The following is a 26,721-nucleotide window of genomic DNA, read 5'->3' as shown; positions in this document are numbered from 1 at the left end:
TACTATTCGGCATTCATCATGATTCTGGGCGCGGAATTCACTTTCCAATATGCTCGCATGCGCTACTCGGTGACTGCGTCATCCACCCCCACCCCCATGTAAAACGGTCTGGGGGACAGCCCCCCCCACTCCGACAAGGGGGTGCTGCCCTACCTGGCCCTCCCCTGCGGAACATGGCAAACACCGCCGCTCTACCTGTCGGCAACGTTTGGCGTTATAATCTGTACTTGCCGAGGACGGACGCCACAAGAACGACGAGAGGAGTACGCATGAGTCTTGTACAAAGGATGCTCCGAGCCGCGAAACTTGACGTGAGCCTGTTTGAAGAGGTGGAGGCGGACAAGGGGGCCACGGGCCAGGCGCTTCTGGTGGTGGTGCTGACCAGCGTAGCGGCGGGGATAGGCAACATAAGCTCAGGCGGCATCGCGGGGCTGCTCTCCGGGACGGTCTTCGGTATCGTGAGTTGGGTTGTCTGGGCCTACGCCAACTACATCCTGGGCGCCAAGCTGTTCCGGGAGCCTCAGACGGAAGCGAACTGGGGGCAACTCGCCCGCACGATGGGCTTCGCCAGCGCGCCCCGCATCATCATGGTCCTGGGGCTGCTCCCCATCCCTGTGTTCCGGGGCCTGGTCTTCCTGGTCGCCACCGTCTGGATGTGGATTGCCATGGTCATTGCCGTCCGTCAGGCGCTGGACTACAAGAGCACGTGGCGGGCAGTCGGCGTGACGCTACTGGGAGCCCTCCTCAACGGCGTCATCCTGGCGATTGCGCTGCTCATCACCCGCGGCGCGCCGTAGACACATCACTCAGCCCATCAACCACAAGGAGAGCGCTATGGACAAGCAGCCCAGGCAGAACGTATCCGAGCCCGTCTATGAGGTGGTGTGGCCCCTCGGCAAGGCGGCCTCCGAGGCGATAGCGCTGCGGCCTCCCGTCTCCGACTTGGGTGGCAAGACCGTCGGCGAGATGTGGGACTGGCTGTTCAAGGGCGACGAGATGTTCGCCCACATCCGGCGGCGCATCCAGGAGCGTTACCGGGGCACCAGGTTCGTTGACTACAAGACGTTTGGCAATATCCACGGTCGCACCGAGCGAGAGGTCATCGCGGCGCTGCCTGGCCTGCTGCGCGAGCAGGGCTGCGAGGTGGTCATCTCCGGCGTGGGCGCCTGAGGGAGCTGCACGCCCGCCGTGGTGCGGGCCAGCGTGGTGGCGGAGAAGGCCGGCGTCCGCACGGTATCCATCGTCGCGTCGGGCTTTGTTCCGCAGGCCAGGTCCGTGGCCAAGGCCCTCGGCGTGGAGAACCTGCCGATTGCGGAATACCCCGGCGTCATCATGACGGACAGCCCTGCGGAGTTCCAGCGCAAGGTGGACGCCCTGGTGGACCAGATCGTGGAGGGAATGGCGACGCCGCTCAAGGCGACAGCCAGAATCAAGGAGCCGGGGCCGAAGGACGTCATATTTCGCGGGACGCTGGACGCGGTGCAGGACTTCTTCGCCGACAAGCAGTGGACCGACGGGATGCCCGTCATACCGCCCACCGTCGAGAGGGTGGAGCGGTTCCTGAAGTTCACCGACCGCTCGCCGGACGAGGTCATCGGCACGCTGCTGCCGGAAAAGCGGCAGGCCACGGTGTGGAACGTGGCGGTGAACGGGGTGATGGCCGGGTGCCGCCCTGAGTACATGCCAATTCTTCTGGCGGCGGCGGAGGCCATCTCCGAGCCGGAGTTCCGCATCGAGGACGCGGGCAGCACTCCCGGCTGGGAGCCGCTGATCATCCTGAACGGGCCTATCGTCAAGGAGCTGGACTTCAACTACGGCTCAGGCGCCATGCGGATGGGCAGGCGGGCGAACACCAGCGTGGGCCGCTTCCTCCGGCTCGTCTTCACCAACATCGCGGGGGTGCGCATACCCCCCGGCATGACGGACAAGGGGAGCTTTGGCATAAGCTTCAACGTGGTGCTGGCGGAGAACGAGGACGCCGTCGCGCAGCTCGGCTGGCAGCCGTTCAGCGTGGACAGAGGATTCCGCCGCGGCGAAAACATCGTCACCGTGCAGAGCGTCGTCACCGTCTCGCCGCCCATGTACGCGGCGGGGAATACGGCGCGCGAGGTGGTGCGCACGCTCGCCGAGGTCTGGGGTAGGGGATCGTGCGGGTACTGGGCGTTCACGGGCGTCATGTTCAACAAGTGGTGCCCGGTGCTGGCGCTCAGCCCGAGCATCGCGAAGGTCATCGCCAACGACGGCTGGTCCAAGGACGACCTGAGGAAGTTCTTCTACGACACGGTGAAGATGCCCGCCGGGCTGATGGAGCGGTACGCCTCCGAGGCGGGCCTGACCGCCTTCAACCTGCGCAGGCTGGTGGAGGAGGGATCCACGCCGAAGGAGTACTGGCAGTCGGACGACCCCAACCGCGAGGTGCGCGTGTTCGTGCACTCGGAGGAGATCGGCATCGTGCTGGCGGGCGACCCCGACAGGAACCAGGCCAGGGGCTACGTGAACAACCACATCCAGGGGCCGCCGGTCAGCAAGCGGATAGAGCTGCCCGCCGGGTGGGAGCGCCTGCTCAAGGAGTCGCGCGGCTAGGCGGGCGAAGGCGCTCAAAGGAGGTGTCCACGATGGCATTGATTGATTGCCCGGACTGTGGCAAGCAGGTATCGCCTGAAGCGGTCTCCTGCCCGGGTTGCGGTCGTCCGGTAAAGGGAGTTGGGAACGCGGCTGGCTCAGTCATCTCCGACAGCGGCGTCACGTCGCAACTTCAAACCAAGCCCGCGCCTGTGATCGTCAATCCCGTCAAGAGTCGTGGCACGTTCATCATCCTCGGGGTCCTGCTTGGATGGTTGGGTATCCACAACTTCTACGCTGGCTATTACGCCAGAGGTGCGGTGCAGTTGCTCATCGCAGTTGTCCTAGGCTGGTTAATTGTTGGTCTTGTGATTAACATTGTCTGGGTAGTCTTCGAGTTGGTCGCTGTCAAGGTTGACGCTAAGGGAAATGCAATGGCATGAAGTGGGATGCCGGAGAAGATTCGCCCGACAGACCGAACTGCGTGCTGCAGCGGACCGGACTCTCTGCCTTGCGGAGTCCGATGCTTCGCTCGGACCATACGAAGAGCCCGTCGAAGGGAGAGCGAATGAGTACCCCCGGTTTCCGGATAGGTGCTAAGCGCTAGCCCTGACTTAGTTCCTGCACGGAGCGAATGGGCGTCCCGTCCTTCCTGGCGATGAGCCGCGTCACCGACTGGCTCGTGGCGAAAGTGGGCATGAAGACGGTGTGCGCCGCCAGCAGCCCTCCGCACACCACGAGCATGATGTCCTCCGGCCGCTCCGTGATGTAGAACACGTCTGTGTTCGCGTGCCTGCGCTGGTACCGCATCCGCGTGGCGACGTAGCTCGGCAGGTCCGCCGTCGTCCGCTTGCTCGCCTCGAACAGGAACTTCTTCGCGTCCAGCTTCGAGAAGCCGTCCTTTGTCAGCGTGGCCGCCGTCTCCGGCGAGAAGGCGACGAGCGGCTCGCCGATGCCGCTGCGAAAGTTGTTGCTGCCCAGTCCGGACATGTTGTCCGCGAGGACGGTCAGAATCTGCTCTCCCTGGGATGGGCTTGTCAGCATCTCCGGCATGGTAATCACATTGACCATGCTGGCGACGCCGCAGATCGTGACCGTGCTGTCCTCCCGCTTGTACCCGCGCTCCACGTGCAGCGGCTCCCAGGGGCTGGCCTCCTCGTTCTCCGCGATGCAGAAGGTGAACTTGGCGGGCTGCCCGAACGTCGCCTTGTCCACGGCGCCCGGCTGTCCCCCGCCCACGTTAATCAGGAGAAGGCGCACCGCCCGCCCGATGACCGCGTTCGCCCGCTTGGACGGCCCCATGCAGCTTGCACCGCTGTTGATATCAAGCTCCTGGCCGATGGGCCCGTTCACGATAAGCAGAGGCGCCACCGGGTTCGTCGTCGTCTGGACGCCGTAGAGGTTGAACACCTTGTCGCCCAGGGCCTCCACTGCGGCGATGAGCACGGGCATGTGCTCCGGCAGGCAACCGGCCATCACCGCATTGACCGCGATCTTCTCGACGGTGGCTTCGGCGTACACCGGTGCGAGCTGCGCCACCACACTGGCGGAATCCCGGTCGGTGTAGCGGAGCATGCGCAGCGTGCGCTCCTCCGTGGGGCAGATGATGGGAAGGCCGTCGGTCCAGCCCTTCTGATAGTAGAAGTCGCTGATGGCCTCCATGTCCTCCGGCACTTCCACGCGCTTGGACGCCAGGGTGCTGCGTGCCATTGACTACCCTCCTCAGAGAAAGTCTCGCCGCCCGCGAAAAACGTGCTCTCTTGACTGTACGCCATCATGTCAAGGGGAGACCTGGGACTCTCGAGATACGCCAGCGGGATTGGAGGACGCGTCGGACGTGGGAGGACTCCTCCCGCACCCTCTGGCGGGCCGCAGGGCGGCCCTGCACCTTCCTTCTACTTCTTCTGTTTCCACTCCTGCGACGCCTGCTTCAGCCCGACCTCCCGCGTGCGCGCCACGAACGCCTGCGTCGGATGCGTGAAGTGCGCGATCGCGTCAAGTTCCGCCCCAAACAGCAGCGCCGCCCGCAGTCCCAGCGTCTCCTGCATTCGTGTGATCGCCGCCTTCTCCATGACCAGCAGCTCCATTGGTGTCCGCGCTATCTCGGTCGCCAGAGTCCAGACGTCGGCCTCTAGCCTGTCGGCGGGCACGGCCCGGTTCGCCCAGCCCATCTCCGCTGCCTCCCGACCCGATATGATCGTCCCGGTGCGATAGCACAGCTCCGCCGCCTTCTTCGGCCCGACGCGCCACGCCCACGCCGCCGCCGTCAGCCCCGCGCCCAGCGGTCCCGCGACGGGCGTCGGGCTGATCTTCGCGTCCTCCGCTACAATCGTGATGTCCGCGAGGATGCCCAGCACCGTCCCGCCCGTGATGCAGTACCCGTGCACCTGCGCGATGACCGGCTTCTGGATATTCCATATCTCCAGCCAGTTGCGGACGCTGCGGTTGATGCGATTGCGGTCCGCGCCGATATCGCTCATGTTCTTCGCCCGCGACGGGTTCGCCGGCGACACGTTTCCGCCCGCGCAAAACGCGCGGCCCGCGCCTTTTAGAATGATGACATGCACCTCGTCGTCGAGCTCCGCCTCCTTCAGCGCCGCCACCATGTCGGTGACCAGCGGCGCGCTGAGCGCGTTCAGACTCTCCGGATTGTTCAGCGTCACCGTCGCGATCTTGCCCTTCGTCTCGTACAGCACATTCTGGTACGCCATGCGCCTGCTCCTTTCACCTGTCGAGGGGGTTTCGCCGCCCCCGCAACGTTCAATTGTCTCTTGCTTTTGCTGATGCGCAGTGTACTACGGGCGCTCTCGGCAGACCAGTCATGGTGGATAGGATGACCTCATCCCCTCTGTCCCCTTCTCGATGAACGCCCGGTGGTGGTTCATGGGGTTCCAAAAGGTGGCGTTGACGAGCCGAGGGAAGGAGTCTATCATGCGCTGTAACTGCAGTGAAAGCCGGCATTCCTCCTTCAGAAGTTGATACGGGCAATCCCGGTCAGGAGGGGATGATGATCAGCTTTACCGCCAACGAATTGCCCCGTGCCATTCGCAAGCTGCTTGAACTAAACAACTTTTCGGTCGAAGGCCCAGTTCAGATCCACGGCGCCGAGATTGATCTGGTTGCAAGGCACATCGGTAATCCGTTCCAGTCGCCGATCTATATCGAAGCAACGATCGAATACGTAGACAACGATAAGTACGGCAAAGACATCGGCAAGCTCGCGATGATCAGCCAACTTGATCCTGAGGCGAAACGAGTAATCGTTTCTGCTTCGGGTTTCTCTCTTCCAGTACAGGAACGGGCAAAGATAGCTCGCGTGGAAACGCTCACGTATGAGGACCTCTTTCGCCGGTTCGAAAAGTTTGATCCGTACATTTCGTCGTTCCTCAACGACTCCCCAGTTGCTGCTGACTTGAGAGAATTGGCGCGTGTGTATGAAGAGCCGTTTTTTGACGACAAGTTTGGGCATGTGGTAGCCACCGAGTTCCTGCAGACGTGGAGGAACGATACCGATGCAAAAAGTAGATGGCTCGTTATCGTTGGCGAGTATGGGACGGGCAAGACAGCGCTGACGAGAATCCTACAGTTGCGTTGGCTGGCGGACTATCGCACCAATCCCGTGCTACCCCTGCCGATTCGAATCGAGTTGCGAAACTTCAGTCGACAGTTTGATGCAAAGGGGTTGCTGCACCACTTTCTCGATCATAACAATCTAGGGCATATCTCTGTTGATTTCGTTCTCTCGCTAATTCGTAATGGCCGAGTCGTTCTCATACTAGACGGCTACGATGAAATGGCTCAGTACCTGCATGCACGCGAGCGTCGTTCCTGCCTCGAAACGCTAGCCGAACTGTCTGCTGGAGGCGCAAAAGGCATCATCACCAGCAGGCCCAACTACTTCACCGAGGTAGAGGAACTTCAGGTATTCGAAACGCTTTATCGTTCGCTCAAGCTCGGCGGCTACCTTCAAGAGACGGAGGCACAGCGGTTTCTGGAAAGGGAAAAGACGATTGATGAACTGCTAAGCCAGTTCATAGACAGATTCGAGCGAGTCCTCCGAGACCTAACTCCCACGCAAACCGAGGCACTGGTCTCTCGCGTACTGCATCACGACCCAGACGGGCAGGCCGTCGTGCTCGGTCTCCTCCGTCGGGTCTTCCGGTCGGTGCAGTCCGGCGGAGACGTGCTTTCGCTGTCAGGGAAACCGGTAATCGTTGGGTACTTGCTTGACGTCGTGGAAACCCTAAAACGTGATCCTGGTGCAAGGCAAACTGACAGTTTGACAGAGTGGCAGATCTACAAGTTGATTGTGGACAAACTGATGCTGCGCGACTTCGAGCGCACACCCGAACTCAGCCCAGATGTGAGACGCGCTTTCTTACACAAAGCTGCTGTCCTCTTGGCGAAACGAGACCAGCCTTTCATGACGGAGGACCAATTCCGAGATCTTATCGCTCAGGAGTTTCGCCAAGAGCTTCTCCGACTCCCCGCAGACTCCAGACCGGGCCTTCTCGACCAGCGGTTCACCGATCTTCGTAGTTCGGCTACTCTCACACGCGGGGGTGTTGGCACTATTGGATGGCGCTTCTCGCACAACTCCCTTCGGGAGTACCTAGCTGCTGAGTTTCTTATAAACGGACTTGCAGCCCAGCAGATGCTACCGAGCGAAGTGCCCATTACTGACGCGATGCGGATGTTCGCGGCGTCAATACAATTAGAGGTTCGACAGAATCTCCTGAGGAACCTTAGCCGTGCGTGGAAAGAACCGGTCAATACCGCGATCCGGGGCCAATATTTGACACTCTTGTGGGATGGTCTCGTATCGTTGTTTGGAAACAACGCAAATGGCTTGAATCAAGTGATCAGGACAGTGGCAGGAACCCCTGCGGACTTTCGCTCAACGAGACTGGCTAGGTTAGGACTCTCCTCCGAATCGAGCGCGCCGAATCTGAACAGGGCTGATTTCTCTGGCGCGGAACTGACCGCCGTTGAGTTGTGCGGAGCAGACTTGGGCGACGCGTTGTTCTGCAATGCCACGCTTGAGAACGTGAACTTCTCAGCCGCAAGTCTTACTAGGGCGTCATTCCGCAACGCGTTGGTTGTTGACTGTGAGTTTAGTGGGGCAGAGCTTGCAGGGGCGGATTTTTCGCAGATTTCGCCTACCGACATTTCCATATATCTGGAAGGAGCCGGGTTGAAGTCAAGGGTGCGCCTCCAGGGGGCACGGGCGCTTGGATACCTCAATTTCGTAGGTGCGTCCACGGATCCGATTCCTGACATATTCGTGATCTGCAACTATCCATCGTTTGTGGTCGTAGACAAGATCATCGAGAAGCTTGGAGAACAAGCAATCCGGCAACGTCGGGGGCTGGAGCAACGCGGTGCGGCACGTCAAAATGTTTCCACAGCGCGGGCATTCGTGCAGTTCTTGGAACGTGCCAAACTCGTCGAGACGAAGATGAACAGGAAGGGTGTCCTATATGTCACTGACCGTGGCCGAGAGGTTTTTTCCGAGTACGCGGCTGCGAAACAGGCCTCAGAACAGTTCCAAGGGGCTAGACCGATTCCAACTATTCTCAAGTCGTTCCTCACCGACGCCAGCCGCTTCGGCTGATGTCAATCACGTCGACGGTTTGGTCCTCAAGAAAGGGATACCATCGGCCGGATGGTCATTCCGGCTTCGGATAGTGAGGCGTCCGGGCAATTGAGCGCGTCCTCCCAAGGGGGATGGTCGTAGCGCCTCTGGCGGCGCTCGCCGACCCTCGCTATACTCGTGCGGACATCCCCACGATTCGGAGGTCCGCATGGACATCCTCAGCCCCGTCGCGCCGCTGCCGCTGACGCGCCGCCCGCCGTCGCGACGGCCCGCCAAACTCCGCGGCGCCCACATCGCGCTTGTGGACAACCAGCGCCCCGCCGCCAGGGTCATCCTGGACGCGGCGCGACGCCACTTGGAGGGCCTCGGCGCGCGCATCACCGTCGTCCCCAAGCGCCACGGCTCCGCGCCGCTCGACGACGCCCAGCAGAAGCGTATCCGCCGCGAGTGCCAGGCGGTCGTGTTCGGCGTCGGCGATCACCGTCCGAGCGCGCTCTACGCGGGCTACGAGGCCGCCTCCCTGGAGCGCGAGGGCGTGCCCGCCGTCGTGCTGTGCACCGCGGATTCCCCCCTTCATGCCCAGGTGGTCGCCACCAGCATGGGTGTGCCGGGCCTGCCCGTCATCGTCGCGTCGCCGTCGGCGAACGAGTGGCTCGACGCCCTGGCGGTTGCTCTCATCGAAGCTCCGGAGGCGCTGGACGCGGCCTATCAGGGCCGCTACTGCTCGCGCGCGCAGGCGGAGGCGTACTTCGGGCTGGTCGCGCACGGCCAGCCGATGCCCACCGGCACGGTGCGCGTCGGAGGCGGGTACGACGGCATCAATACGTTCGCCGCGCGTTGGCGCTGGAGCGACGGCCTGCCCATCTTCCCGCCGACGCCGGAGCGCGTCGCCGCGATGGTGGTGGCAAGCCGCCGCGCGCCGGACGACGTGGTGGCGCTGGTGCCGCCGCGCTTCGGCGAGGCCACGGTGGAGCGCGTGGCGGCCAACGCTGTCATGGCGGGGTGCCATCCGCGGGAGATGCCCGCCCTCATCGCCGCCGCGCAGGCGCTTTCGAAGCCCGGCATGAACGCCTTCGGCCTGCTGCTGGGCACGGGGCCGCAGGCGCCGATGGTCTGCATCAACGGGCCGGCGCGGAAGGCGCTGGAGGTCAACTGCCGCCACAACGTGCTGGGCGCGGGGCGCGCCGCAAATGGGACCATAGCGCGCGCGCTGCGTTTCGTCATCGCCAACATCGGCGGCTGCATCCCCGAGGTGACGGACCTGGCCGCGATGGGCAGCCCCGCCAAGTACGCCTTCTGCTTCGGCGAGAACGAGGAGGAGAGCGCGTGGCCGGGCCTGCACACCACGCGCGGCCTGCCGAAGGAGGCGAGCGCGGTCACCGTGGCGCTGGTGCGCGGTGTCTTCGACATATCGAGCGCGGCGGTCACTCCGGACGACATCGTCAAGGCGCTGGCGCAGGGCATGAGCGTCCGCAGCACCGCTAACCTCTACTACGGCGGCGAGATGGTCCTGCTCCTGTGCCTCCAGTGGGCGAAGACGCTCCAGGCGGCGGGCGTCAGCCGCGCCGACCTCCAGCGCCGCCTTTTCGAAGCCCTGCAAGTGCCGCTGTCGTCCCTGACGCAGCCTGACATGGACGCCCTGCGCGCCTTTCGCTCCGACGAGTTCCCGGACCTGGACACGCGGTCGTGGGCGCCGCCCGTGCGCGGCCCAGACGACATTCTCGTCATCGTGACAGGCGGCGCGCCCGGCCCGCACAGCGCCTGCTGCCCCACGTCGGGAGGGCTAAGCTGGTCGCAGACCGTGCGCATCGCGGACGGGGGCGGCGCGACGTAGCGCTGCCGGGCCGCCCAGGCGCCGCGACCGCGCTGGGGCTTGGCGCGAGCCGAGCGCCGGTGTATAGTCTCGGAGGGCGAAAGCCTGCATCGCGGGCCCCGCCCGGAATTGAGCGAGCCAGTTGCTTTGGGAAAGGAGCGCACACATGGCGCAGGGTCAGCATGCGGTCATCACCGAGCAGATGCTTCAGGATGTGCGGAAGCGCATCGGCGTGGAGTGGACGCCCAAGGACCCCTTCTACAACACGCAGGCCTCCCGCGACACCATCCGTCACTTCTGCGACGGCATCGGCGACGACAATCCCCTCTTTCGCGACGAGGCGTACGCCAAGAAAACGCGCTGGGGCAGAATCATGGCTCCGGCAGGCTTCTACTACAGTGTGTTCCCCGCCGGCCGCAGCGTGGGCCTGCCGGGCATTCACGGCTGGTTCTCCGGCGGCGACTGGGAGTTCTACCGGCCCCTCTTTCTCGACGAGTTGGTGGTGCCCTACATCAAGATGACGGACTTCGTGGAGAAGAAGAGCACGCACGCGGGGCGCATCTTCTTCCAGTACTCCCAGGTCCTGTTCAAGACGCCCTCCGGCGACGTTCCCGCCAAAGCTATTGGGTGGACGGCGCGCGCGGAGCGGAAGGCCGCGGGCGAGCACGGGCGGGAGAAGCACAAGGCCATCAAGCCCGCCACCTACACGCCAGCGGAGATGGCCCGCATCATCAAGGCCGCCGTGGAGGAGAAGCCCCGTGGCGCCACGCCGCGCTACTGGGAGGACGTGCAAGTCGGCCAGGAGATGGAGCCTATCGTCAAGGGGCCGTTGAGCATGCGCGACATGTACGCGTGGCTTATGGGCGGCGGCTCGCCGTTCATGAAGGCGCACGGCATCTTCTACAAGTACGTCACGCGCCACCCGGGCTCTGTCATGGTGGACTCCACCACGGGCCAGATTGACGTGCCGGAACTGGTGCACATGGAGCAGACCCGCGCCAGCGAGATCGGCGTGGCGGGCGCGTACGACTACGGCCCTGAGCGCATGGGGTGGCTCTTCAACCTGGTCACGAACTGGATGGGCGACGACGCATTCCTGTGGAAGCTCTACGCCGAGGTACGGCGGTTCAACGTCGTCGGCGACACCAATTGGCTCAAGGGCAAGGTGACGCGCAAGTACGAGGACAAGGGCATGCGGCTGGTGGACCTGGAGATATGGGCGGATAACCAGCGCGGCGAGATCACCGCGCCGGGCCACGCCACGGTCAGCCTGCCGTCGCGCCAACGCGGGCCTGCGGCGTTGCCTCCCAAGTACACGGGATAAGGCCAGCGGGACATACGCGCTGAAGAGAAGCGCCCGCATGGCACTCGTGGTCGTGCGCCATGTCCGCAACACGACGTTGCACTTGGCGGCCAGACAAAGCGGGTGTCCGGCAACGAGTGGGCCGGATATGGCGCCGTGCGTCGCTACTCGCGAAGATACAAGCGGTCGGGGTCAAGCGCCCTCACCAGCGCCAACTCCTGAGAGTTCGGGGCTGGCACGGGAGCAAGCCGCGGCGATACGCGGATCCGCCACCCGCACCGCGCTTGAACATCTTTTACGATGTCCTCCTGTGAACGGCCATCGCGGGCGTAGTAGCCGGTGAGCAGGAACTCCCCATCCCTGACCTCTTTCTCGAAGATGCCGAGGTCCGTAATACAGGTGGACACGCGCGCTCCCGACGAGGTGACGTAGTGCACCTTGTCCACCATGCGCCGCGTTGACTGCCGGCCTATGACGAACGTCTCAGCCGCCTGCGATGATGCGTCGTTGCCGCCGCCGGACCCCGTCAGGAACATGGTCTCGGATATCTCAGACGTATTGATGTTGCCGTACCGGTCAATCTCGCCCGCGCCCAGGATTGCGAGGCACCTTTTCGTATGGCCGCCCACGTGGACGGCATAGCCCTCCACGGTATTGTGCAGCATCGTGAAGTCAGACACGACGCGGCTCGCGTGGTGTGCGACGGGCTCCTGACCGAGACCAGTCGTGCCGGTGATGAGCGTCGCCAGTTTGCCCTGGCCCTTGAGAGTCAAGTACGCGCTCTCCCCTGCCAGCAGGCCAACGCCGACTCCCAGCAAGATACGGTCAAAGCCCTTGCGCGTCATCGTCTCCACAATCTTGCGGCAGGAAGCAACCACCATCATTTCCGCGTCCGTGTAGTCTTTTGTCGGCTCGGACGGTGTGACAGCAGAACTCAACTCGACTTTTTCCCTGGCCTGGCGTCGCAGGCCCGCCTGTGTTCTGAGACGATTGAGGCGCTCGCCGCCCAGCTTTTGGAGGTAGGCCTCATGGTCTTCGCACGACAGGACCCATTCATGAATGAGCTGGTCGAGCTTCTCAGGCGACTCCACGGCCACGCTGCACATCCGGAGAAAATCGTCGTCCTGGAGATAGGTATCGAACTCGTCGAAGCCGAAGTTGTTCAGAAGGCCCGGGTGCGCTCCGAAAGGCGTGGGACAGACGGCGCGTGTCATATAAGCCGGGAGGGTCGTCAAATACGCATGCGAGCGGATGAAGTCGGTCGAAACGACCTTCTCCGTCGAGACAATAACTCCCCCGCTGGCTTTTGCTCCCCACAAGTTCTCGTCGCTTCCCAGGATGATGGCGTTTCCCATCGGGTCCGCCGCCACCGCGTGGACGAATGAGATGTCCGGATTGAGTGCCTTCACCAGGCCGATGCGCTGCCCGCTCCCGAACGGGTCGTCCATCGCGCGGAATGCGCCGACCGCGGCATTCGCGCTCTCCATGGTGCTTCCCAGAATGCTGGTGGTGGGCACAAATCCCACGCCCATTGCTCCGGCCATGAAGCGCTGAATGATGGCGCAGTCCGACCAGTGCTCGAACTCGACTGACCTGGACGCATATGCTCTTTGAATGACTTTCATGGGGCCCGCGCGTGGAAAGTGCTCCACGCATGATGCGGCTATGACCCTCTTTGCCAGCCCCGCGTGGATGAGATCCCCCGCGTGCGCCCTGCCCACTCCGACCAGGGCAAGTGTGAACTGAGGGTTCTTCCCCCAGAACTGGCGCAGCACGGCCCGTATCGCGGCCCTCGGCCCGATGTCGAAGTGCAGGGTCATGCCCGGGCGGACATGGCGCCGGACCGCCTCGTCAAGCGGAAGGATTTTGTCGCTCATGCGCTGGCCCTTTGCATCAGAGTCCACCATGGCGAAGGCTACTGGCCGCGGGACGGCAGCAGCACGGAGCAGCGCAACGTGGTCGTTGTCTCGTGTCTCTGGCTCTCGGCTGATCCTTCTACGTCAACCAGGTGCTCGCCGTTGCGCTCGTGTTTGGCCGTGACTTTGCCGCGGAACCACTGCACGTCGCCCAGGAAGTTCGGGCGGCGTACCTGGACGTCCGCCCACTTGATGAATCCATCGTCTCCCATCCAGTTCGTGACAAGATTGAGTGCCCATGAGATGCGCTGCCCTCCGACGTCATAGCCGCCCACGCCGAATCCGATCTCGCGTGCAAACCACGGGTCCCAGTGCACACGCGTGGGAACGTCAGGGATGCCGGACACGGGGTCTTTGATGGCTGCTTTCGGATGCTTCACAAAATAGTCCCATCGGATCTTGTCGGTGACGCAGAAGTGTCCTCCCCAACCCTGGAACCATGCGACGAGGGAGGTCACCGTCAGAGGACCCTTTACCATGGGCCCGAGGGTGTCACCTACCTGGACGTCCTCCCAGTACCGGGGTTTCGCTCCGCGCACTTCCTCGCGCGCGTACGCATCCCACACTTCCTGTAATTGGTCCTCTGTATAGCGCGGAGTCTCTATTTCAGTGTATTTCTTCTTCTCTTTGGGCGCGCCACGTTCGAACCGGAACAGATGGCTGACGTACTTCGCCACGACTTCACCCTTGTCGGCCTCGAAGCGTGTTTCCTTGTTCTCCAGGATAACCCGTGTCGAATAGGCGGAGTGTGGGCGCTCAGTGACGTCGAGGAGTTTGGTGATCGCGACAACCGGTTCGCCAAGCTTGAGAGGACGGTACCACTCCCATGTGTCGCCTCCCCACAGGCCGTGAATGCCCGGCAGGCCCTGTCCTTTGCTGCCGGGGTCGTCCGGGTACCATGATGGCCCGCAGTTGGCGCTGTACAAGAACGTAGGAGACGCGATGCACGTGCCGTAGCGCGTATTGCGCGCATAGTCCAGCCGCCACCAAAGCGGGTTGGGGTCGCCGATACCAAATGCGAAGTGTTTGAGGTTATCCAGCGTAACGGCTGTATGCCAGGGGTTCTTATACCGAGCCTCGCGCCCGATCGTAGAGCGCATCTTCGCCAACATGTTGTCGTCAATTTTCGTCCAGCCCGCGTTCTTCTGCTGCTCGGTTGTCATGGGCGCTTCCTCCTGATGGATTAATGCACTCTTTCCAAAACTGCCTTGCTACTTTCGCAAACGGGGCAGGAAGGCCGTACGAAGGCTCCATTGTCACCCCGAGCGGAGCGAGGGGTCTCCCACAGGATGTCCCACGGGGAGATTCCTCGTCCTTCCCCGGAAGGACGAGGAATGACACATCATAACAGAGCGGCTTTTGCAAAGACTTCAATGACTTTGCATGTGCCTGAGAAGCCGGCGTCGGCGCCGCGTACCGGCGAGACGTTCGTCGCGGACCGTTCAGACAGCGGAGGCTGTAATTCCCTTCTCTTTCAGCGATTCCACATGCGCGGCGGTCAGCCCGAGGACCTCTTCAAACATGTACTTGTTATGCTCGCCTATGTTGGGCGCGGGCGCAAGAACTGAGTTGGTGTCCGTCGTGCCGGGGAGTCTCAGCGCCGTCACCCGGCCCGCCCGGTAGTCCGCCAGCTCCTGGAAGTAACCTCTCGCCTTGAGGTGCGGATCGGTCGCGATCTCCTCCAGCTTGGACGACCGCGCGGCGGGGACTCCCGCCTTCTGCAGCGTTTCCATGGCATGCTGACTGGTGCGCTCCCTTGTCCACGACGCTATGACGGGGTCTATCTCCGCCTGATTCAGCCATCGCTGGCGCTGATCGGCGAAGCGCGGGTCTTTCTTCAGCTCAGGCTTGCCGATGGCCCCGCAGAGGGCCGCCCATTCCTTGTCATTGCTCACTGCAATGACGGCCCACGCGTCGGCCCCCTTGCATGGGTAGGCGTTGTGCGGGGCCATGATGTCGTCCCTGTTCCCGCGCGGCCCGCGACTGCGCCCGTTCATTGTGAAATCCAGTATCGCCTCGGGCGTCAGTCCGACCATGACCTGGCTCATGGACAGATCAATGAACTGCCCGCGGCCAGTGCGCCAGCGCCGTTCGAGCGCCGCGAGGGTCAGGAGCGTGCCCATTTTGGCCGCGAGCAAGTCGCCCCAGGCGCCTCCGATTATCTGAGGCTCGCCGCCCTCATAGCCCGTGAGTCCATTCAGCCCACCGAACGCGGTGGCGATGGTCGCGTAGGCAACATAGTTCTTGTCCGGGCCGGTGCGCCCAAACCCCGATACGGAGAGCATGACCACGTCAGGGCGTATTTTCCTAATCTGGTCGTACCCCAGGCCGAACCGCTCCATCACCCCCGTCGCAAAGTTGTCGGCGACGACGTCGCAGACTCCAACGATGTCCCTGGCGATGTTTTGGCCCTCGGGGCTTTTCAGGTCCAGCGTACAGGACTTCTTCCCGAAGTTCAGCGGGGAGAACCAGGCGGTTCGTGGGTCCTCGCTGTAGTGGTACTTCTTGTCCTCACCCAGATTCGCGCGGCGCACGTTGTCCGGATGAGCGGGATTCTCTATCTTGATGACATCCGCTCCCAACGCCGCGAGCCACAGGGTTGCCGCGGGCCCCGCGAATACCTGCGAAAAGTCGGCGACTCTTATGCCTTGTAGGGGAAGCCTGGGCATAGCTTATCTCCTTCACGTTCAAGCTCGGCTAGATAACGCTCGCCGCCTTCAGCTTCAGAAGGTCGTCCCTGGCATAGCCGAGCCTGCCGACGAGAATGTCTTCGTTGTGCTGGCTGAGCAGGGGGGCCGGTCGCCGGATGGACCAGCCGCCCTCCGACAGCGCCGCGGGAGCGCCGGGATACGTGACCTTTCCTGTCCGCGGATGGTCCACCTCAATGAAGAAGCCCCGCTCTTTGAGGTGGTGTGAGCTCAGGAGGTCGCGCGGCTGGCTGACGGGCGCGCACGGCACGCGAGCGCCCTGACACTCCGTGACTATCTCCTCTTTTGTATGGGCCAGAGTATACGCGCGCAGAGCCGGTTCCAGGAGGTCCCAATGGGCCGACCGTGTATGCCTCTCGGCGAAGCGCTCGTCGTCCGCCCATTCTGGTTTTCCAATGACCCTGGCGAAGGCCCGCCACATACGCCGTTCCGCAACGTGGAACTGCACGTAGCCGTCCTTGCACGGCTGCAGCCCGCCCGCGCCGAAGTGACCGGGCTTTTGAGCTTCCCCGCCGGACCGGTGCTGCACGATGCCGTCAGCGAGGTACTGCGCCGCGCGATGGCGCGTATTGTCCGCCAACGCCTCGTACTCGGAGATGTCCAGGTAGCTTCCTTTGCCGGTCTGATGACGTCCGAAAAGCATGCCCATCGTGGCGATGCCCGCGGTAATGGCGGTCAGAAAATGCGCCTGGGAACCGCCTCCGCGCAAGGGGGGCTGATTCGGCGCGTCCTCTACTTCCTCTGGGGTATCCATGCCTATGCCGCCCATGTGAAACGCGATGAGGTCCGATCCCTTGAATTTGCGGTATGGCCCCGTTTGGCCGAACGGCGTGATGGATGTCATGACCAGCAAGGGGTTGGCCTTCTTGAGGACGCTGTATCCAAGTCCCAGGGCCTTCATGTGGCCCGGCGGATAGTTCTCGATGAGGGCGTCAGCATCCTTGACCAGCTCCGCGAAGATTGCGCGGCCTGTGGCGGTGGTGGGATCGAGCGTGATGCCCAGCTTGTTTGTGTTCAGATAAAGGAACAGTCCGCTGCTCTCTGTATCCGCGTGGTCGTGGTGGAACGGCTCACTCCGCCGTGCGCTGTCACCGCGTTCCGGGGGTTCGATTTTAATTACTTCAGCGCCAAGGTCGGCAAGGTACTTGGCGCAGGCGGGGGCGGTGATGCCCTCGCCGTACTCGATGATACGCAGGCCAGTCAGCATTTGGTCTCCTCAGCCCGTGCGATGGACACGGGCAGCATTATACGGCGTTTTCCGTGCAGCGGCCATCGGCCAGGGGCCGCTCGCCCGCGCGATGGTGTGCGGACCGTCGCGCGTTTAACCCACGCTTAACCTGTTGCTGACGTGTTGCTAACCCGCTGTCGGGTCGCCGGGGGCGTAGTGGCGGAGGCATCACGCGCAGCTTCGTCAGTTGGCGCGTAAGGAGGCGGTCCAGCCCGGGCGCACGGGACGCGCATCCGGCTGTCGGGATTGGGCGCCTTCGCTATGCCCGCTCTGGAATGACCACCTTCTGCTTGTTGCGCCTGACCAGCCACCACGCGCCTGCCGCTATCGCCAGGAACAAGGCCCCGTCCGCCACGAAGACGGAACGCACGCCTAATGTCACGCTCAGAGTGCCCGCAGCGAGACCAGCCGTCCCGTGCGACAGGGCGGTGGCGCTCTGGACGACCCCGAACACGGCGCCCTGGCGTCCCTTGGACACGGTGTTGCTGACGAGAGAGCTTGAGCAGGTCAGCATCGTGCCCTGACACAGGCCAAACAGTCCAACCAGCGCTATGGATAGAATGGCCGACTGCACCCAGAACTGCGGGAAAAACAGGGCGGACGCGGCGAGCGATGCGACCAGGAAAACGGGGAAGTGTCGGTGTGACGGAACGAGCCGCCCGATGGCCAGAGCGGACAGCGCGCTCGCCAGGGCCACCAGTCCAAGCGCGATGCCAGCCATCGTCGCGGCCCTTTCGGGCGCCATCTGCTGCATGAACACCGCCATGATGGGGGCCAGGCTGTACCCGCCGAACCTGCTCGCGAACAGCAGGCCGAGCAGGGGCAGGAGCCCCGCCGTTTGCAAAACGGTGTTCATGCCGCTCAAGGGATTCAAGCTCAGTTTTCCGGAGGCGGCGGGTGTGAACTTCTCGCGGACAAAAAACGCCGCGAGGAGGACATCAATAAGAAGCACACCACTCATCACAAAGAAGGGAACGTGATAGCCGAACCTGTCCGCCAGCAGGCCGCCGAACAGCGGCCCGACCATGTTCCCCAGGAAGAAGGCCATTTGCACCGAACCTAGCGCCAGTCCGGTGCGTCCGGCGGACGCCTGCGACGCCGCCAGGGCCGAGGCGGCGGTATTCACCCCGGTGAACGTGCCGTGCAGGACGCGCATGACGATCAGGAACGCCACGTTGGGCGACAGGCCGGTCAGGGCCAGGACGACGATGCCCCCGACCGTGGCGCGCAGCAGCATGGAGCGTCGGCCATACCGGTCGGCCAGGTTGCCCCAGAACGGCCCGCTGAAGAAGGCGCCCAGGGAGCTGGCGAAGTGGGCGATGCCCGCCCAGAACGCGGCCTCGTCCGGGGCGGTGACGCCCAGCGTCTGGATGAACAGCGGGAGCAGCGGCGCGACGGAGCCGAACGCCACCGCCGACAGGAACACCACGAACGTCAGCGCATAGAGGTTGCGTGTCTCGGCCTGGTCTCTGGCTTGTGCCGAAGGGGTGGTCACGGAGGGGATTATACAGAGTTTGCGCGTCACGGGACACGTGCCGGAATGGTCTTAAGACCATTCAATAGCTCCGGCGCGGGAGAGCGCAGAGAGGAGCCCCTTCTGCAAGTGGTCTAGGTTGCCCTCCAGATTCCGTCCCCCCGCTCCCTTGTCAAGGGAGCGGGGGGACTCCGCTTTCTCAGTTTAGAGCTTGATCAGGCCCCTCCGTTCCATTTCTGCCTTCTTCTTCCCTTCGAATTCCGCCTTAGACTCCTGATAGGCCTGTGCGCTGTTGTCCGCGCGCGCTACCCGCTTCGGGTCTCTCCACTCCGCATGGAGCACCTTGTGCCAGGTCGCCTTATCGTCCCTGGCGGCGGCCCTGTCCAGCGCCTTCCTGACATGCGCGGGGACCTCCGCCCCTTCTGAATCGAGCTTGGCCTTCAGGTTAGCCAGGGCCACCGGGGTCCGGGCCCTGCCTTTCCCTTCGTAGCGCATCTGGTGTCCCTCCTCGGCATCCTGCCGCCACACCATCTGGTGCGGAGTCCGGTCCACAACCGCCGCCAGAAAGCCGAATCGGTCCATAGTATTCAGGAACTCCTCTTTAGCGCGACGGAGAGCGGAGGGCGACTGACGGGCAATGCGGTACGCGAAGGCCATGGTCTCCCGCTCAAGGACGTCGCGGGTGGGGAAGATGCGATTGACCCTGTGATAATCGTAGGCTTCGCGGGCGGTCAGGAAACGGTGCTCGTACGCGAGCTCCAGGGCCTTGCGCGGACCGACGTTCCATATCGCTCTGGCGTCGGCCCTCGCGCCCAGGAACATCGCATCCTCCGAGGCGAAGATCATGTCCATGCTTGAAGCGACGTTCAGTCCCTGAAAGATGCACCACCCGTGCACCATGGCTATGGTGGGCTTTGGAATGGTGCGCAGTTTGCTGGTGGGCAACCAGTGAATCAAGTGGTCGTGCTCGATATTGTACTGGTGCCACACCGCGGACTCGGAGCCGTACTCCTCGATGAGCTTCGCGGGGGGTCTTGCGTCCCCGTCCCACAGCGTGGGGGCTGACTCCGGCGTAAGCCCGTTGTTATCATCTCCGGATGAGAAACAGGGGCCCGCTCCGGACAAGACGACCACGTGGCACTCCGGGTCGGCGGAGGCGCGGTCCGCGGCGTCCTCCAGCTCAGCCAGCAGGGCGTGGCTGAATGCATTCAGGTACCGTGGTCTGTTGAAGATTATGCGGGTCACCAGTCCTGGATCATAGATGACGCGCTTATACTCCTTGGGGTCCAGGACTGGCTGCCTGTAATATCTGTCCTCGTCGAGCAGCCGGTAAGGCATGACTCCTCCTTCTTCAGGTGTCTTCTTGGCCCGCGTGAACGCGCGATTTCAATTGCGCCGGTTCCTGTTCCACCTCCTTGTTATTATCAGCCGGGACTGCGCATCGCTGTTCGGTCGGGCCGCTTCGCTTCATGGCGTTCTGGTGTCGGTCAACTCCTGCGTCCTCGCGTCACAATTATGCGCGACGCGCCTGCCAAGTCAAGCGCCCCCCCTTCCGCCGCTTGACGCTGGCCGGACGGCGAGCCTAGAATGAAAGGTAACAACCGCATAGCAAGGCACGCGGGAGCTTGGAGAGCCAGGCTGAGAGGCCCCGACGCATCGGGGCGACCGCAGGAACCTGACCTGGATAATGCCAGCGTAGGGAGTCGGCGTCTGACACCGAGCGCCCTGGATTATCCAGAGGCGCTTTTTGTTTAATCGCGCGCTCGACGCCCGGCGAAGGAGACAATCGTATGGACGACGCCCTGGTCATAGCGGGGAAGCGCATCCGCTCGCGCCTGTTCGTCGGCACGGGCAAGTACCGCACCGTCGAGGAGATGCAGGCGGCGCTGGAGGCCTCCGGCGCGGAGATCGTGACGGTCGCCATCCGCCGTCTGAACCTGGACAAGCCGAACGAGAAGACGCTTCTCGACTACATCAACTGGGACAAATACACGCTTCTGCCGAACACGGCGGGATGCCGCACGGCCCAGGAGGCGCTGTTCACGGCGCGGCTTGCGCGCGAGCTGACCGGCTCCACGTGGGTGAAGCTGGAGGTCATCCCCGACTCGAAGTACCTGCTGCCCGACCCGATAGCGACGCTGGAGGCGGCGCTGGCGCTTGTCAAGGAAGGCTTCACCGTGCTGCCCTACATTCACGCCGACCCCGTCCTGGCGCGGCGACTGGAGGAAGCGGGCTGCGCCACGGTCATGCCGCTCGGCTCGCCCATCGGCTCCGGACAGGGCATCCTGACGGCGGAGGAGATCAAGATCATTCTGGAGCACGCGACGGTGCCGGTGGTGGTGGACGCGGGCCTCGGCGCGCCGTCCGACGCCGCGCTCGCCATGGAGATGGGCGCCGACGCCGTGCTGGTGAACACGGCGATCGCAAAGGCGGGCGACCCCGCCATGATGGCGGAGGCGTTCCGGCTCGGCGTGGAGGCGGGACGCAAGGCGTACCTCTCCGGGCGCATCCCGCGCAAGGCCTATGCGGAGGCCAGCAGCCCCGTGGAGGGCGTGGCGCGCCCAACGCGGACGTCATGACCTCCCGTCCCGGTCTGCCCTATCCCTGCCTGGCGCTGGTCACGGACCGGCGGCGCTGCCGCGGCCCCCTGGACGCGGCGGTGGAACGGGCCGTCGCGGGCGGCGTCAACCTCGTCGAGCTGCGGGAGAAGGACCTGCCCGCCGGCGAGCTGCTGGCCCTGGCGCGGCGCCTTCGCATCGTCACGCACGGCAGGGCGCTGCTGGTCGTGAACGACCGCGTGGACGTGGCGATGGCCTCGGACGCGGACGGCGCGCACCTGCCGGAGCGGGGCCTGTCCGTGCGCGACGCGCGGGCGCTGCTGGGCGCGGGCCGTCTGGTTGGCCGCTCCGTCCACAGCGTCGCCGGTGCGCTGGACGCCGAGCGGGACGGCGCGGACTACGCCATCCTCGGCGCCATCTACGCGACGTCGTCCAAGCCGGGCGTCAGCCCCGCGGGCGTCGGCCTGGTGGACGAGGCGTCGCGCGCCACACGATTGCCTCTGCTCGCCATCGGCGGCGTCACTGCGGAGCGCGCGCCGGAGGTGATGGCCGCGGGCGCATGGGGCGTCGCCGTCGTCTCCGCCATCCTTGAGGCGAACGACCCCGTGGACGCGGCGCGGCGACTGCGCGCGGCGCTGGACTCTGCGGTCGCCCTGCGTCATGAGGGAGCGCGGACGTGATAGCGCTGACCGTCAACGGAAAGGCCGTGGCCCTGGACGATCCTGTCGCCGTGCAGGCCTTCCTGACGATGCGTGGCATCAGCGGGCAGGCGGTGGCCGTGGCCGTGAACGGCGAGGTGCTGCCCCGCTCCGAATACGCGACGCGGCTGCTGAACGACGGGGACGCCATCGAAATCGTGCGCATGGTCGGCGGAGGCTAGCATGGCGGGCAAAGCGGATGTCGTCATCATCGGCGGGGGCGTCGCGGGATGCTCCGTCGCCTACTACCTGGCCCGCGAAGGCGTCACGTCGCTCGTCATCGAGCGCGACGGCGTCGGCAGCCAGGCTTCTGGCGTGGCCGCGGGCATGCTGGCGCCGCTGGCGGAAGCGACTGCGCCAGGCCCCGCCTTCGACCTGGCGTACCGCAGCCTGCGCCTGCACCCGGAGCAGGCACAACGGCTCCGCGAGGAGACGGGCGTGGACGTTCTGTACGCGGAGCGGCCCGTCCTGCGGCTGGCCTTCACGGAAGAAGAGGAACGCGAGCTTCTGGACAAGCTGGCGTGGCAGCAGCGCCTGGAGCCGGCCCGCACGTCGAAGGCGTGCCTGGACGTGTCCTGGGTGCGCGACGATGACCTGCCGCGGGTGGAGCCGCTGCTGGGTCCCGGTGTGCGGGGAGCGATTCTCTCAGCCCGCGAGTCCCAGATAGACGCCTATCGCCTGGTGGTGGCGCTCGCGGAGGCCGCCAGCCGCCGGGGCGTCACCATCCGGAACGGCGTCGTCGTCGGTGTGCGCCGCGACGGCGACAGGATGACGGGCGTGGTCCTCGCCACGGGTGAGGTCGTGGAGGGTGGTACGTACCTGTTCGCGATGGGGCCGTGGGCGTCTCACTGTGGCGAATGGCTGGGGCTTCCCGTGCCCGTCGAGCCGCTGCGCGGGCAGCTTGTGAAGCTGGCGGCGGGCCCGGAGATAACCCCTCGGCACGTGCTGTTCCACAGAGGGAACTACGTCATGGCCAAGGTGGACGGCTCCGTGCTGGCTGGGACGACGGAGGAGCGGGTCGGCTTCGAATGTCGTGTGACGGAGGATGGCAAGGCGTCCATCGCTGCGACCATCCGCAGGCTGGCGCCCGTGCTGGAAGGCGCGCAGGTGGTGGAGTACCGCGCCGGACTGCGGCCCATCTCCGCCGATGGCCTGCCTCTCCTGGGCATCGTGTCGGGATGGCGCAACGTGTACATGGCGGCGGGCTATGGGCGCAAGGGCATCCTGCTGAGCGCCGCCACCGGCCAGGCCCTGGCTGAACTCATAGCGCATGGACGCTCGTCGGTGCCGCTGGAGCCGTTCGCGCCGTGCCGCTTTCTGGCGGTCGGCAAGGGAGGGTCAAAGTCATGACAGGGGAAGCGAAGCGCGCCCGGCTGGCCGGACTGTACGTCGTGCTGGACCCGGACATCGTGGGCGAGCGCGACATCGTCGAGGTGGCGCGAGAGGTGGTGGCGGGCGGCGCGGCGGTGCTGCAACTGCGCGACAAGAAGAACGACAAGGGCCGCCAGCTTGAGCTGAGCCGCGCGCTCCAGCGCGTCGCCACGGAAGGCCATGCGCTGTTCTTCGTAAACGACCATGTGGACGTGGCCCTGCTCGCGGGCGCGGACGGCGTGCACCTGGGGCAGAAGGACATCCCCGTCGCGGAGGCGCGGCGCATCCTGCCGCGGGGCATTCTTATCGGCGCATCCACCAACAACGTGGCGGAAGCGATGCGGGCGAAGGCGGACGGCGCGGACTACGTCTCCGTGGGGTGCCTGTACCCTACGCAAACCAAGGGGGACACGTGCCCCGCGACCTTGGACATGCTCCGGGCCGTGAAGCAGGCGGTGGGCCTGCCCGTCTGCGCCATCGGCGGCGTCAACGCGGGCAACATCGCCGAGGTGGCGCGTGCGGGCGCGGACATGGCGTCCGTCATTCGGGCGGTGTGCGCCGCTCCCGACGTGGTCACGGCGGCGCGCCTGCTCGCCTCGCGGTTCCGGCAGGGGCGCGCGGGCGTATCCTAGTCCTGCCGCGCTTCGACCCTTTGCGCAAGTGGGCCTTCTTCAGTCCGATACGCTCTGAGCGGTGTATACTTGCTGTTTGTGAGACCGTCATCCGCGACTATTGACTGGCGGCGCAACCTCTACGTGCTGGTCGTGGCGCAATTCCTCTCCAGCCTGGGGTTCAGCTTCGTCAGTCCCTTCTTCCCGTTGTACATCCAGCAGTTGGGCGTGCCGGACGCAAGCCTGGCCGCTTTCTGGGCCGGCGTGGCCCAGTTTGCCAGCGGGATGGGCGGCTTCTTGTCCGGCCCTATCTGGGGCACCCTCGCGGACCGGTACGGGCGCAGGCCGATGGTGCTGCGGGCCGGCTTCACGGGCGCGGTCATCCTCGCCCTGACAGGCCTTGCCCCCAACGTGGGCTTTATCGTCCTCATGCGCGGGCTATCGGGTTTCTTCACGGGGGTGATCACCGCCTCCCTGGCGCTGGCCGCGGCCCAGGCCCCCCGGGAGCGGGTGTCCTTCGTTGTGGGCACGCTCCAGATGGCCTTTTTCCTGGGAATTTCCACGGGCCCGCTGCTGGGCGGCATCCTGGCGGACGCCGTCGGTTACCGCATCCCCTTCTTCGTGACCGGGGGCCTCCTGCTCCTGGGGGCGCTCCTTGTCCTCGTCTTCGTGCGGGAGCGTTTTGAACCACCCAAAGATCAGAAGAGCAGGTCTGGCCCCATACAAGATGTTCGCATGGTCCTCGGCATGTCGGCCATTGTGCCCATGCTGGTCATTCTGCTCTTGGTCCGGTTTGGCCCCCAGATGCTCCAGCCTACCCTGGCCGCATTCATGCAGACCCTGGTCACGGACGGCGCCGCTTCGGTGGCGGGGACGGCCTTCTCCTTGCTGGGGTTCGTCAGCGCCGGCGCCTCCGTGTTCACGGGGCGGCTGACGCGAAAGGAAGATTTGCGGCTTGTGACCATCCTGTCGTGCTTCGCGGCTGCTGTGTGCTATGTGCCCCAGCTCTGGGTCCATTCGCCGGCGCTCTCGACGGCGCTGGTGGCGCTCACCGGAATTCCAATTGGGGTGCTGATGACGAGCACCGCCGCGCTGATCAGCACCACCGTCGCACAGGAGCACCAGGGCGCGGTGTTCGGGGTGCTCCAGAGTGTGACGGCGCTGGCGTTCGGGCTGGGCCCTCTGCTGGGCGGCACGCTGGGCGCGACTCTGGGGCTGCGCTCTGTCTTTCTGGCGGACGCGGCGCTGTTTGCCGCGCTGGGCGCGGGCGTGTGGATGATGCGAGGCCCTCCGCGTGCGGCGGCTGCCATTCCTGGAGAAGCGGCGGCGCCGAAGTCCACGCCGGGTTCGCTTGGCGGGAGCTAGCGCCGCCGCATGCTGGCGTCGCCGTGCGGGGCCTGTGTTTTGGACACGTTTGTCGGCGTGACGGCGCCGTGGGAGTATAATCGGCCCCATGAGCGAATTGGATGGAGTCCCCGGCTGGCAGAGGAACCTGTATATCTTGGCGGCGGCCCAGTTCCTCTCCGCGCTGGGGTTCAGTTTTGTCCAGCCCTTTTTCCCCCTTTATATCCAAGAGCTTGGCGTCTCCAACCCGGGGCTCAGCGCCTTCTGGGCGGGAGTCACTACGTTCGCGGGCGGCATCGGCTCCTTCATCACCGGCCCCATCTGGGGCACGCTGGCCGATCGCTACGGACGGCGCCCCATGGTCATACGGTCCATGCTCGGCGGAGCCATCACCGTTGGACTCATGGGTCTTGTTCCCAGCGTCGGCTTTCTTGTCCTCTTACGCGGCCTGCAGGGCATTTTTACCGGCACCATCGCCGCTTCGTCCGCGCTGGCGGCATCCCAGGCCCCCAAGCGGCGGGTAGCCTTCGCCCTGGGCCTCATCCAGATGGCGTTTTTCCTGGGCATAACCGGCGGGCCGCTGGTGGGCGGCGTGCTGGCGGACGCGACGGGACACCGGATACCCTTTCTGCTCACGGCTGTCCTCATCACGGGAGGCGCATTAGTCGTCGTTTTCTTCGTCCGTGAGCGGTTTGTCCCGCCGCCAGAGGGGAGCCGCCGGCCGGGGCCTATTGAGAACGTCCGCACGGTGCTCCGCGTCCAGAATATCCTTCCGCTGCTTGGGCTGCTGCTCCTCATGCGCTTTGGCCCCGCTATGATTACACCCATTTTCTCCGTGTTCATGCAGGACATGGTCGCGGAAGGGGCCGCCTCGATAGCGGGCGTGGGGTTCGGTCTTGTCGGGCTGATGAGCGCCGTGGCGGCGCTAACGGTCGCCCGGATTGGCCGGTGGGAGACGATGCGCCTGGCCATCATTGTGTCCTGCTTCGCGGCGGCCGTCTTCTACTTCCCCCAGTTCTGGGTCCACTCGCCAGCCCTGGCGGTGGTGCTCTTCGGCCTGACCGGCATCTCGCAGGGGGTGCTGCTCACGACCACAAACGCCTTGATGAGCGTGTCGGTCTCGAGGGAGCATCAGGGAGCGGTCTTCGGCGTTGTGCAGAGCGTGAACGCGCTGGCGTTCGGGTTGGGGCCGCTGTTGGGAGGAATTCTGGGGGCGACACTTGGTTTTGGGTCCGTCTTCATGGCTGACGCGGCTCTGTTCCTGCTGGTGGGGGTGGCCGCGTGGCTTCTTCTGAGCCGAAGGGCGACGTTCGCCGAGGAGACGGCCCATCGGCCCGCGCAGTAGCTTCCGCACAGGGAGAAGGCGAGCGAGCAGCTAGGCTCTGTTGACAATCTTTATTTACCCGCTCGTGGTGAGCAGGACAATGTCAGCAGAGCCTAGATTCCCGCTTCGCCGTCAGGAGCGCGCGCCTTCCTGTTCGAGCAGCGGGGCCACGCGCTCCGTCCAGAGGCGGAAGAAACGCGCCTTGTTCGGGTAGC

At 64.5% G+C, this 26,721-nt stretch carries 22 protein-coding genes and 1 riboswitch; of the genes, 14 read left to right on the top strand and 8 right to left on the bottom strand.

Translation table 11 applies throughout. From position 1 onward, the window contains the following. Positions 1 to 269 precede the first annotated feature (269 nt). The 4 genes from Q7T26_02015 to Q7T26_02000 are packed head-to-tail and all read left to right on the top strand — an operon-like array spanning position 270 to position 3,005. Complete coding sequence (locus tag Q7T26_02015; GenBank protein ID MDO8530935.1) at positions 270 to 797, top strand: hypothetical protein; 528 nt, start codon at positions 270 to 272, stop codon at positions 795 to 797. Positions 798 to 834: 37 nt separating this feature from the next. After that, positions 835 to 1,170 carry a hypothetical protein gene (locus Q7T26_02010; protein MDO8530934.1) on the top strand — a complete coding sequence of 112 codons (336 nt, stop codon included), beginning with the start codon at positions 835 to 837 and terminating at the stop codon, positions 1,168 to 1,170. Positions 1,171 to 1,188: 18 nt separating this feature from the next. Further along, a complete protein-coding gene (locus tag Q7T26_02005) occupies positions 1,189 to 2,583 on the top strand; it encodes a hypothetical protein (GenBank protein ID MDO8530933.1) in 1,395 nt (464 codons plus the stop codon). Positions 2,584 to 2,615: 32 nt separating this feature from the next. After that, a complete protein-coding gene (locus Q7T26_02000; protein MDO8530932.1) occupies positions 2,616 to 3,005 on the top strand; it encodes a TM2 domain-containing protein in 390 nt (129 codons plus the stop codon). A gap of 160 nt (positions 3,006 to 3,165) precedes the next feature. On the opposite strand, the gene Q7T26_01995 is transcribed toward Q7T26_02000, so the two are convergent. Together Q7T26_01995 and Q7T26_01990 are read right to left on the bottom strand one after the other, a co-directional pair. Beyond that, the gene (locus Q7T26_01995) at positions 3,166 to 4,272 is read right to left on the bottom strand and encodes a hypothetical protein (protein MDO8530931.1); all 1,107 of its coding nucleotides are present in this window, start codon (positions 4,270 to 4,272) and stop codon (positions 3,166 to 3,168) included. Positions 4,273 to 4,457: 185 nt separating this feature from the next. Beyond that, a complete protein-coding gene (locus Q7T26_01990; GenBank protein MDO8530930.1) occupies positions 4,458 to 5,273 on the bottom strand; it encodes an enoyl-CoA hydratase-related protein in 816 nt (271 codons plus the stop codon). A gap of 236 nt (positions 5,274 to 5,509) precedes the next feature. Between Q7T26_01990 and Q7T26_01985 the strand changes: the two genes are divergently transcribed. The 3 genes from Q7T26_01985 (at position 5,510) to Q7T26_01975 (ending at position 11,295) form a co-directional block, all read left to right on the top strand. Continuing rightward, a complete protein-coding gene (locus Q7T26_01985; GenBank protein ID MDO8530929.1) occupies positions 5,510 to 8,176 on the top strand; it encodes an NACHT domain-containing protein in 2,667 nt (888 codons plus the stop codon). A 190-nt stretch (positions 8,177 to 8,366) separates the two neighbouring features. After that, complete coding sequence (locus Q7T26_01980) at positions 8,367 to 9,992, top strand: hypothetical protein (protein ID MDO8530928.1); 1,626 nt, start codon at positions 8,367 to 8,369, stop codon at positions 9,990 to 9,992. 145 nt (positions 9,993 to 10,137) lie between these two features. Continuing rightward, positions 10,138 to 11,295, top strand: a complete 1,158-nt coding sequence (locus tag Q7T26_01975; GenBank protein MDO8530927.1) for a MaoC family dehydratase N-terminal domain-containing protein — start codon at positions 10,138 to 10,140, stop codon at positions 11,293 to 11,295. A 143-nt stretch (positions 11,296 to 11,438) separates the two neighbouring features. Here the strand turns inward: Q7T26_01975 and Q7T26_01970 are convergent, their stop codons facing one another. The 6 genes from Q7T26_01970 to Q7T26_01945 form a co-directional block, all read right to left on the bottom strand. Beyond that, a complete protein-coding gene (locus Q7T26_01970) occupies positions 11,439 to 13,181 on the bottom strand; it encodes a CoA-transferase (protein MDO8530926.1) in 1,743 nt (580 codons plus the stop codon). Positions 13,182 to 13,189: 8 nt separating this feature from the next. Further along, the gene (locus Q7T26_01965; protein ID MDO8530925.1) at positions 13,190 to 14,353 is read right to left on the bottom strand and encodes a MaoC family dehydratase N-terminal domain-containing protein; all 1,164 of its coding nucleotides are present in this window, start codon (positions 14,351 to 14,353) and stop codon (positions 13,190 to 13,192) included. Between the two features lie 279 nt (positions 14,354 to 14,632). Next, positions 14,633 to 15,859, bottom strand: a complete 1,227-nt coding sequence (locus tag Q7T26_01960; protein ID MDO8530924.1) for a CoA transferase — start codon at positions 15,857 to 15,859, stop codon at positions 14,633 to 14,635. Positions 15,860 to 15,887: 28 nt separating this feature from the next. Next, on the bottom strand, positions 15,888 to 17,105 hold the full coding sequence (locus Q7T26_01955) for a CoA transferase (GenBank protein MDO8530923.1): 1,218 nt from the start codon (positions 17,103 to 17,105) through the stop codon (positions 15,888 to 15,890). A gap of 280 nt (positions 17,106 to 17,385) precedes the next feature. After that, positions 17,386 to 18,621, bottom strand: a complete 1,236-nt coding sequence (locus tag Q7T26_01950) for an MFS transporter (GenBank protein ID MDO8530922.1) — start codon at positions 18,619 to 18,621, stop codon at positions 17,386 to 17,388. Between the two features lie 183 nt (positions 18,622 to 18,804). Continuing rightward, positions 18,805 to 19,938 (bottom strand): enoyl-CoA hydratase-related protein, encoded by a 1,134-nt coding sequence (locus Q7T26_01945; GenBank protein MDO8530921.1) that lies wholly within the window; start codon positions 19,936 to 19,938, stop codon positions 18,805 to 18,807. 269 nt (positions 19,939 to 20,207) lie between these two features. Next, positions 20,208 to 20,320: riboswitch (TPP riboswitch) on the top strand. Between the two features lie 70 nt (positions 20,321 to 20,390). Here Q7T26_01945 and Q7T26_01940 point away from each other — a divergent pair. The 7 genes from Q7T26_01940 (at position 20,391) to Q7T26_01910 (ending at position 26,527) form a co-directional block, all read left to right on the top strand. After that, complete coding sequence (locus Q7T26_01940) at positions 20,391 to 21,179, top strand: thiazole synthase (GenBank protein ID MDO8530920.1); 789 nt, start codon at positions 20,391 to 20,393, stop codon at positions 21,177 to 21,179. Beyond that, on the top strand, positions 21,176 to 21,838 hold the full coding sequence (thiE, locus tag Q7T26_01935; protein MDO8530919.1) for a thiamine phosphate synthase: 663 nt from the start codon (positions 21,176 to 21,178) through the stop codon (positions 21,836 to 21,838). The genes Q7T26_01940 and thiE (Q7T26_01935) overlap by 4 nt, the downstream gene beginning before the upstream one ends. Then, positions 21,835 to 22,038 (top strand): sulfur carrier protein ThiS, encoded by a 204-nt coding sequence (thiS, locus tag Q7T26_01930; protein MDO8530918.1) that lies wholly within the window; start codon positions 21,835 to 21,837, stop codon positions 22,036 to 22,038. Before thiE (Q7T26_01935) ends, thiS begins: the two co-directional genes overlap by 4 nt. Before the next feature lies 1 nt (position 22,039). Next, positions 22,040 to 23,206 (top strand): FAD-dependent oxidoreductase, encoded by a 1,167-nt coding sequence (locus Q7T26_01925; protein ID MDO8530917.1) that lies wholly within the window; start codon positions 22,040 to 22,042, stop codon positions 23,204 to 23,206. Beyond that, positions 23,203 to 23,859 (top strand): thiamine phosphate synthase, encoded by a 657-nt coding sequence (gene thiE, locus Q7T26_01920; protein MDO8530916.1) that lies wholly within the window; start codon positions 23,203 to 23,205, stop codon positions 23,857 to 23,859. Before Q7T26_01925 ends, thiE (Q7T26_01920) begins: the two co-directional genes overlap by 4 nt. Positions 23,860 to 23,937: 78 nt before the next feature. Beyond that, positions 23,938 to 25,203 carry an MFS transporter gene (locus Q7T26_01915; GenBank protein ID MDO8530915.1) on the top strand — a complete coding sequence of 422 codons (1,266 nt, stop codon included), beginning with the start codon at positions 23,938 to 23,940 and terminating at the stop codon, positions 25,201 to 25,203. Between the two features lie 88 nt (positions 25,204 to 25,291). Then, positions 25,292 to 26,527 (top strand): MFS transporter, encoded by a 1,236-nt coding sequence (locus tag Q7T26_01910; GenBank protein ID MDO8530914.1) that lies wholly within the window; start codon positions 25,292 to 25,294, stop codon positions 26,525 to 26,527. Positions 26,528 to 26,721: the final 194 nt, after the last annotated feature.

Source organism: Dehalococcoidia bacterium (genome assembly GCA_030648205.1).
Taxonomy (GTDB): Bacteria; Chloroflexota; Dehalococcoidia; order JAUSIH01; family JAUSIH01; genus JAUSIH01.
This window is presented reverse-complemented; position numbering and strand designations above follow the sequence as displayed.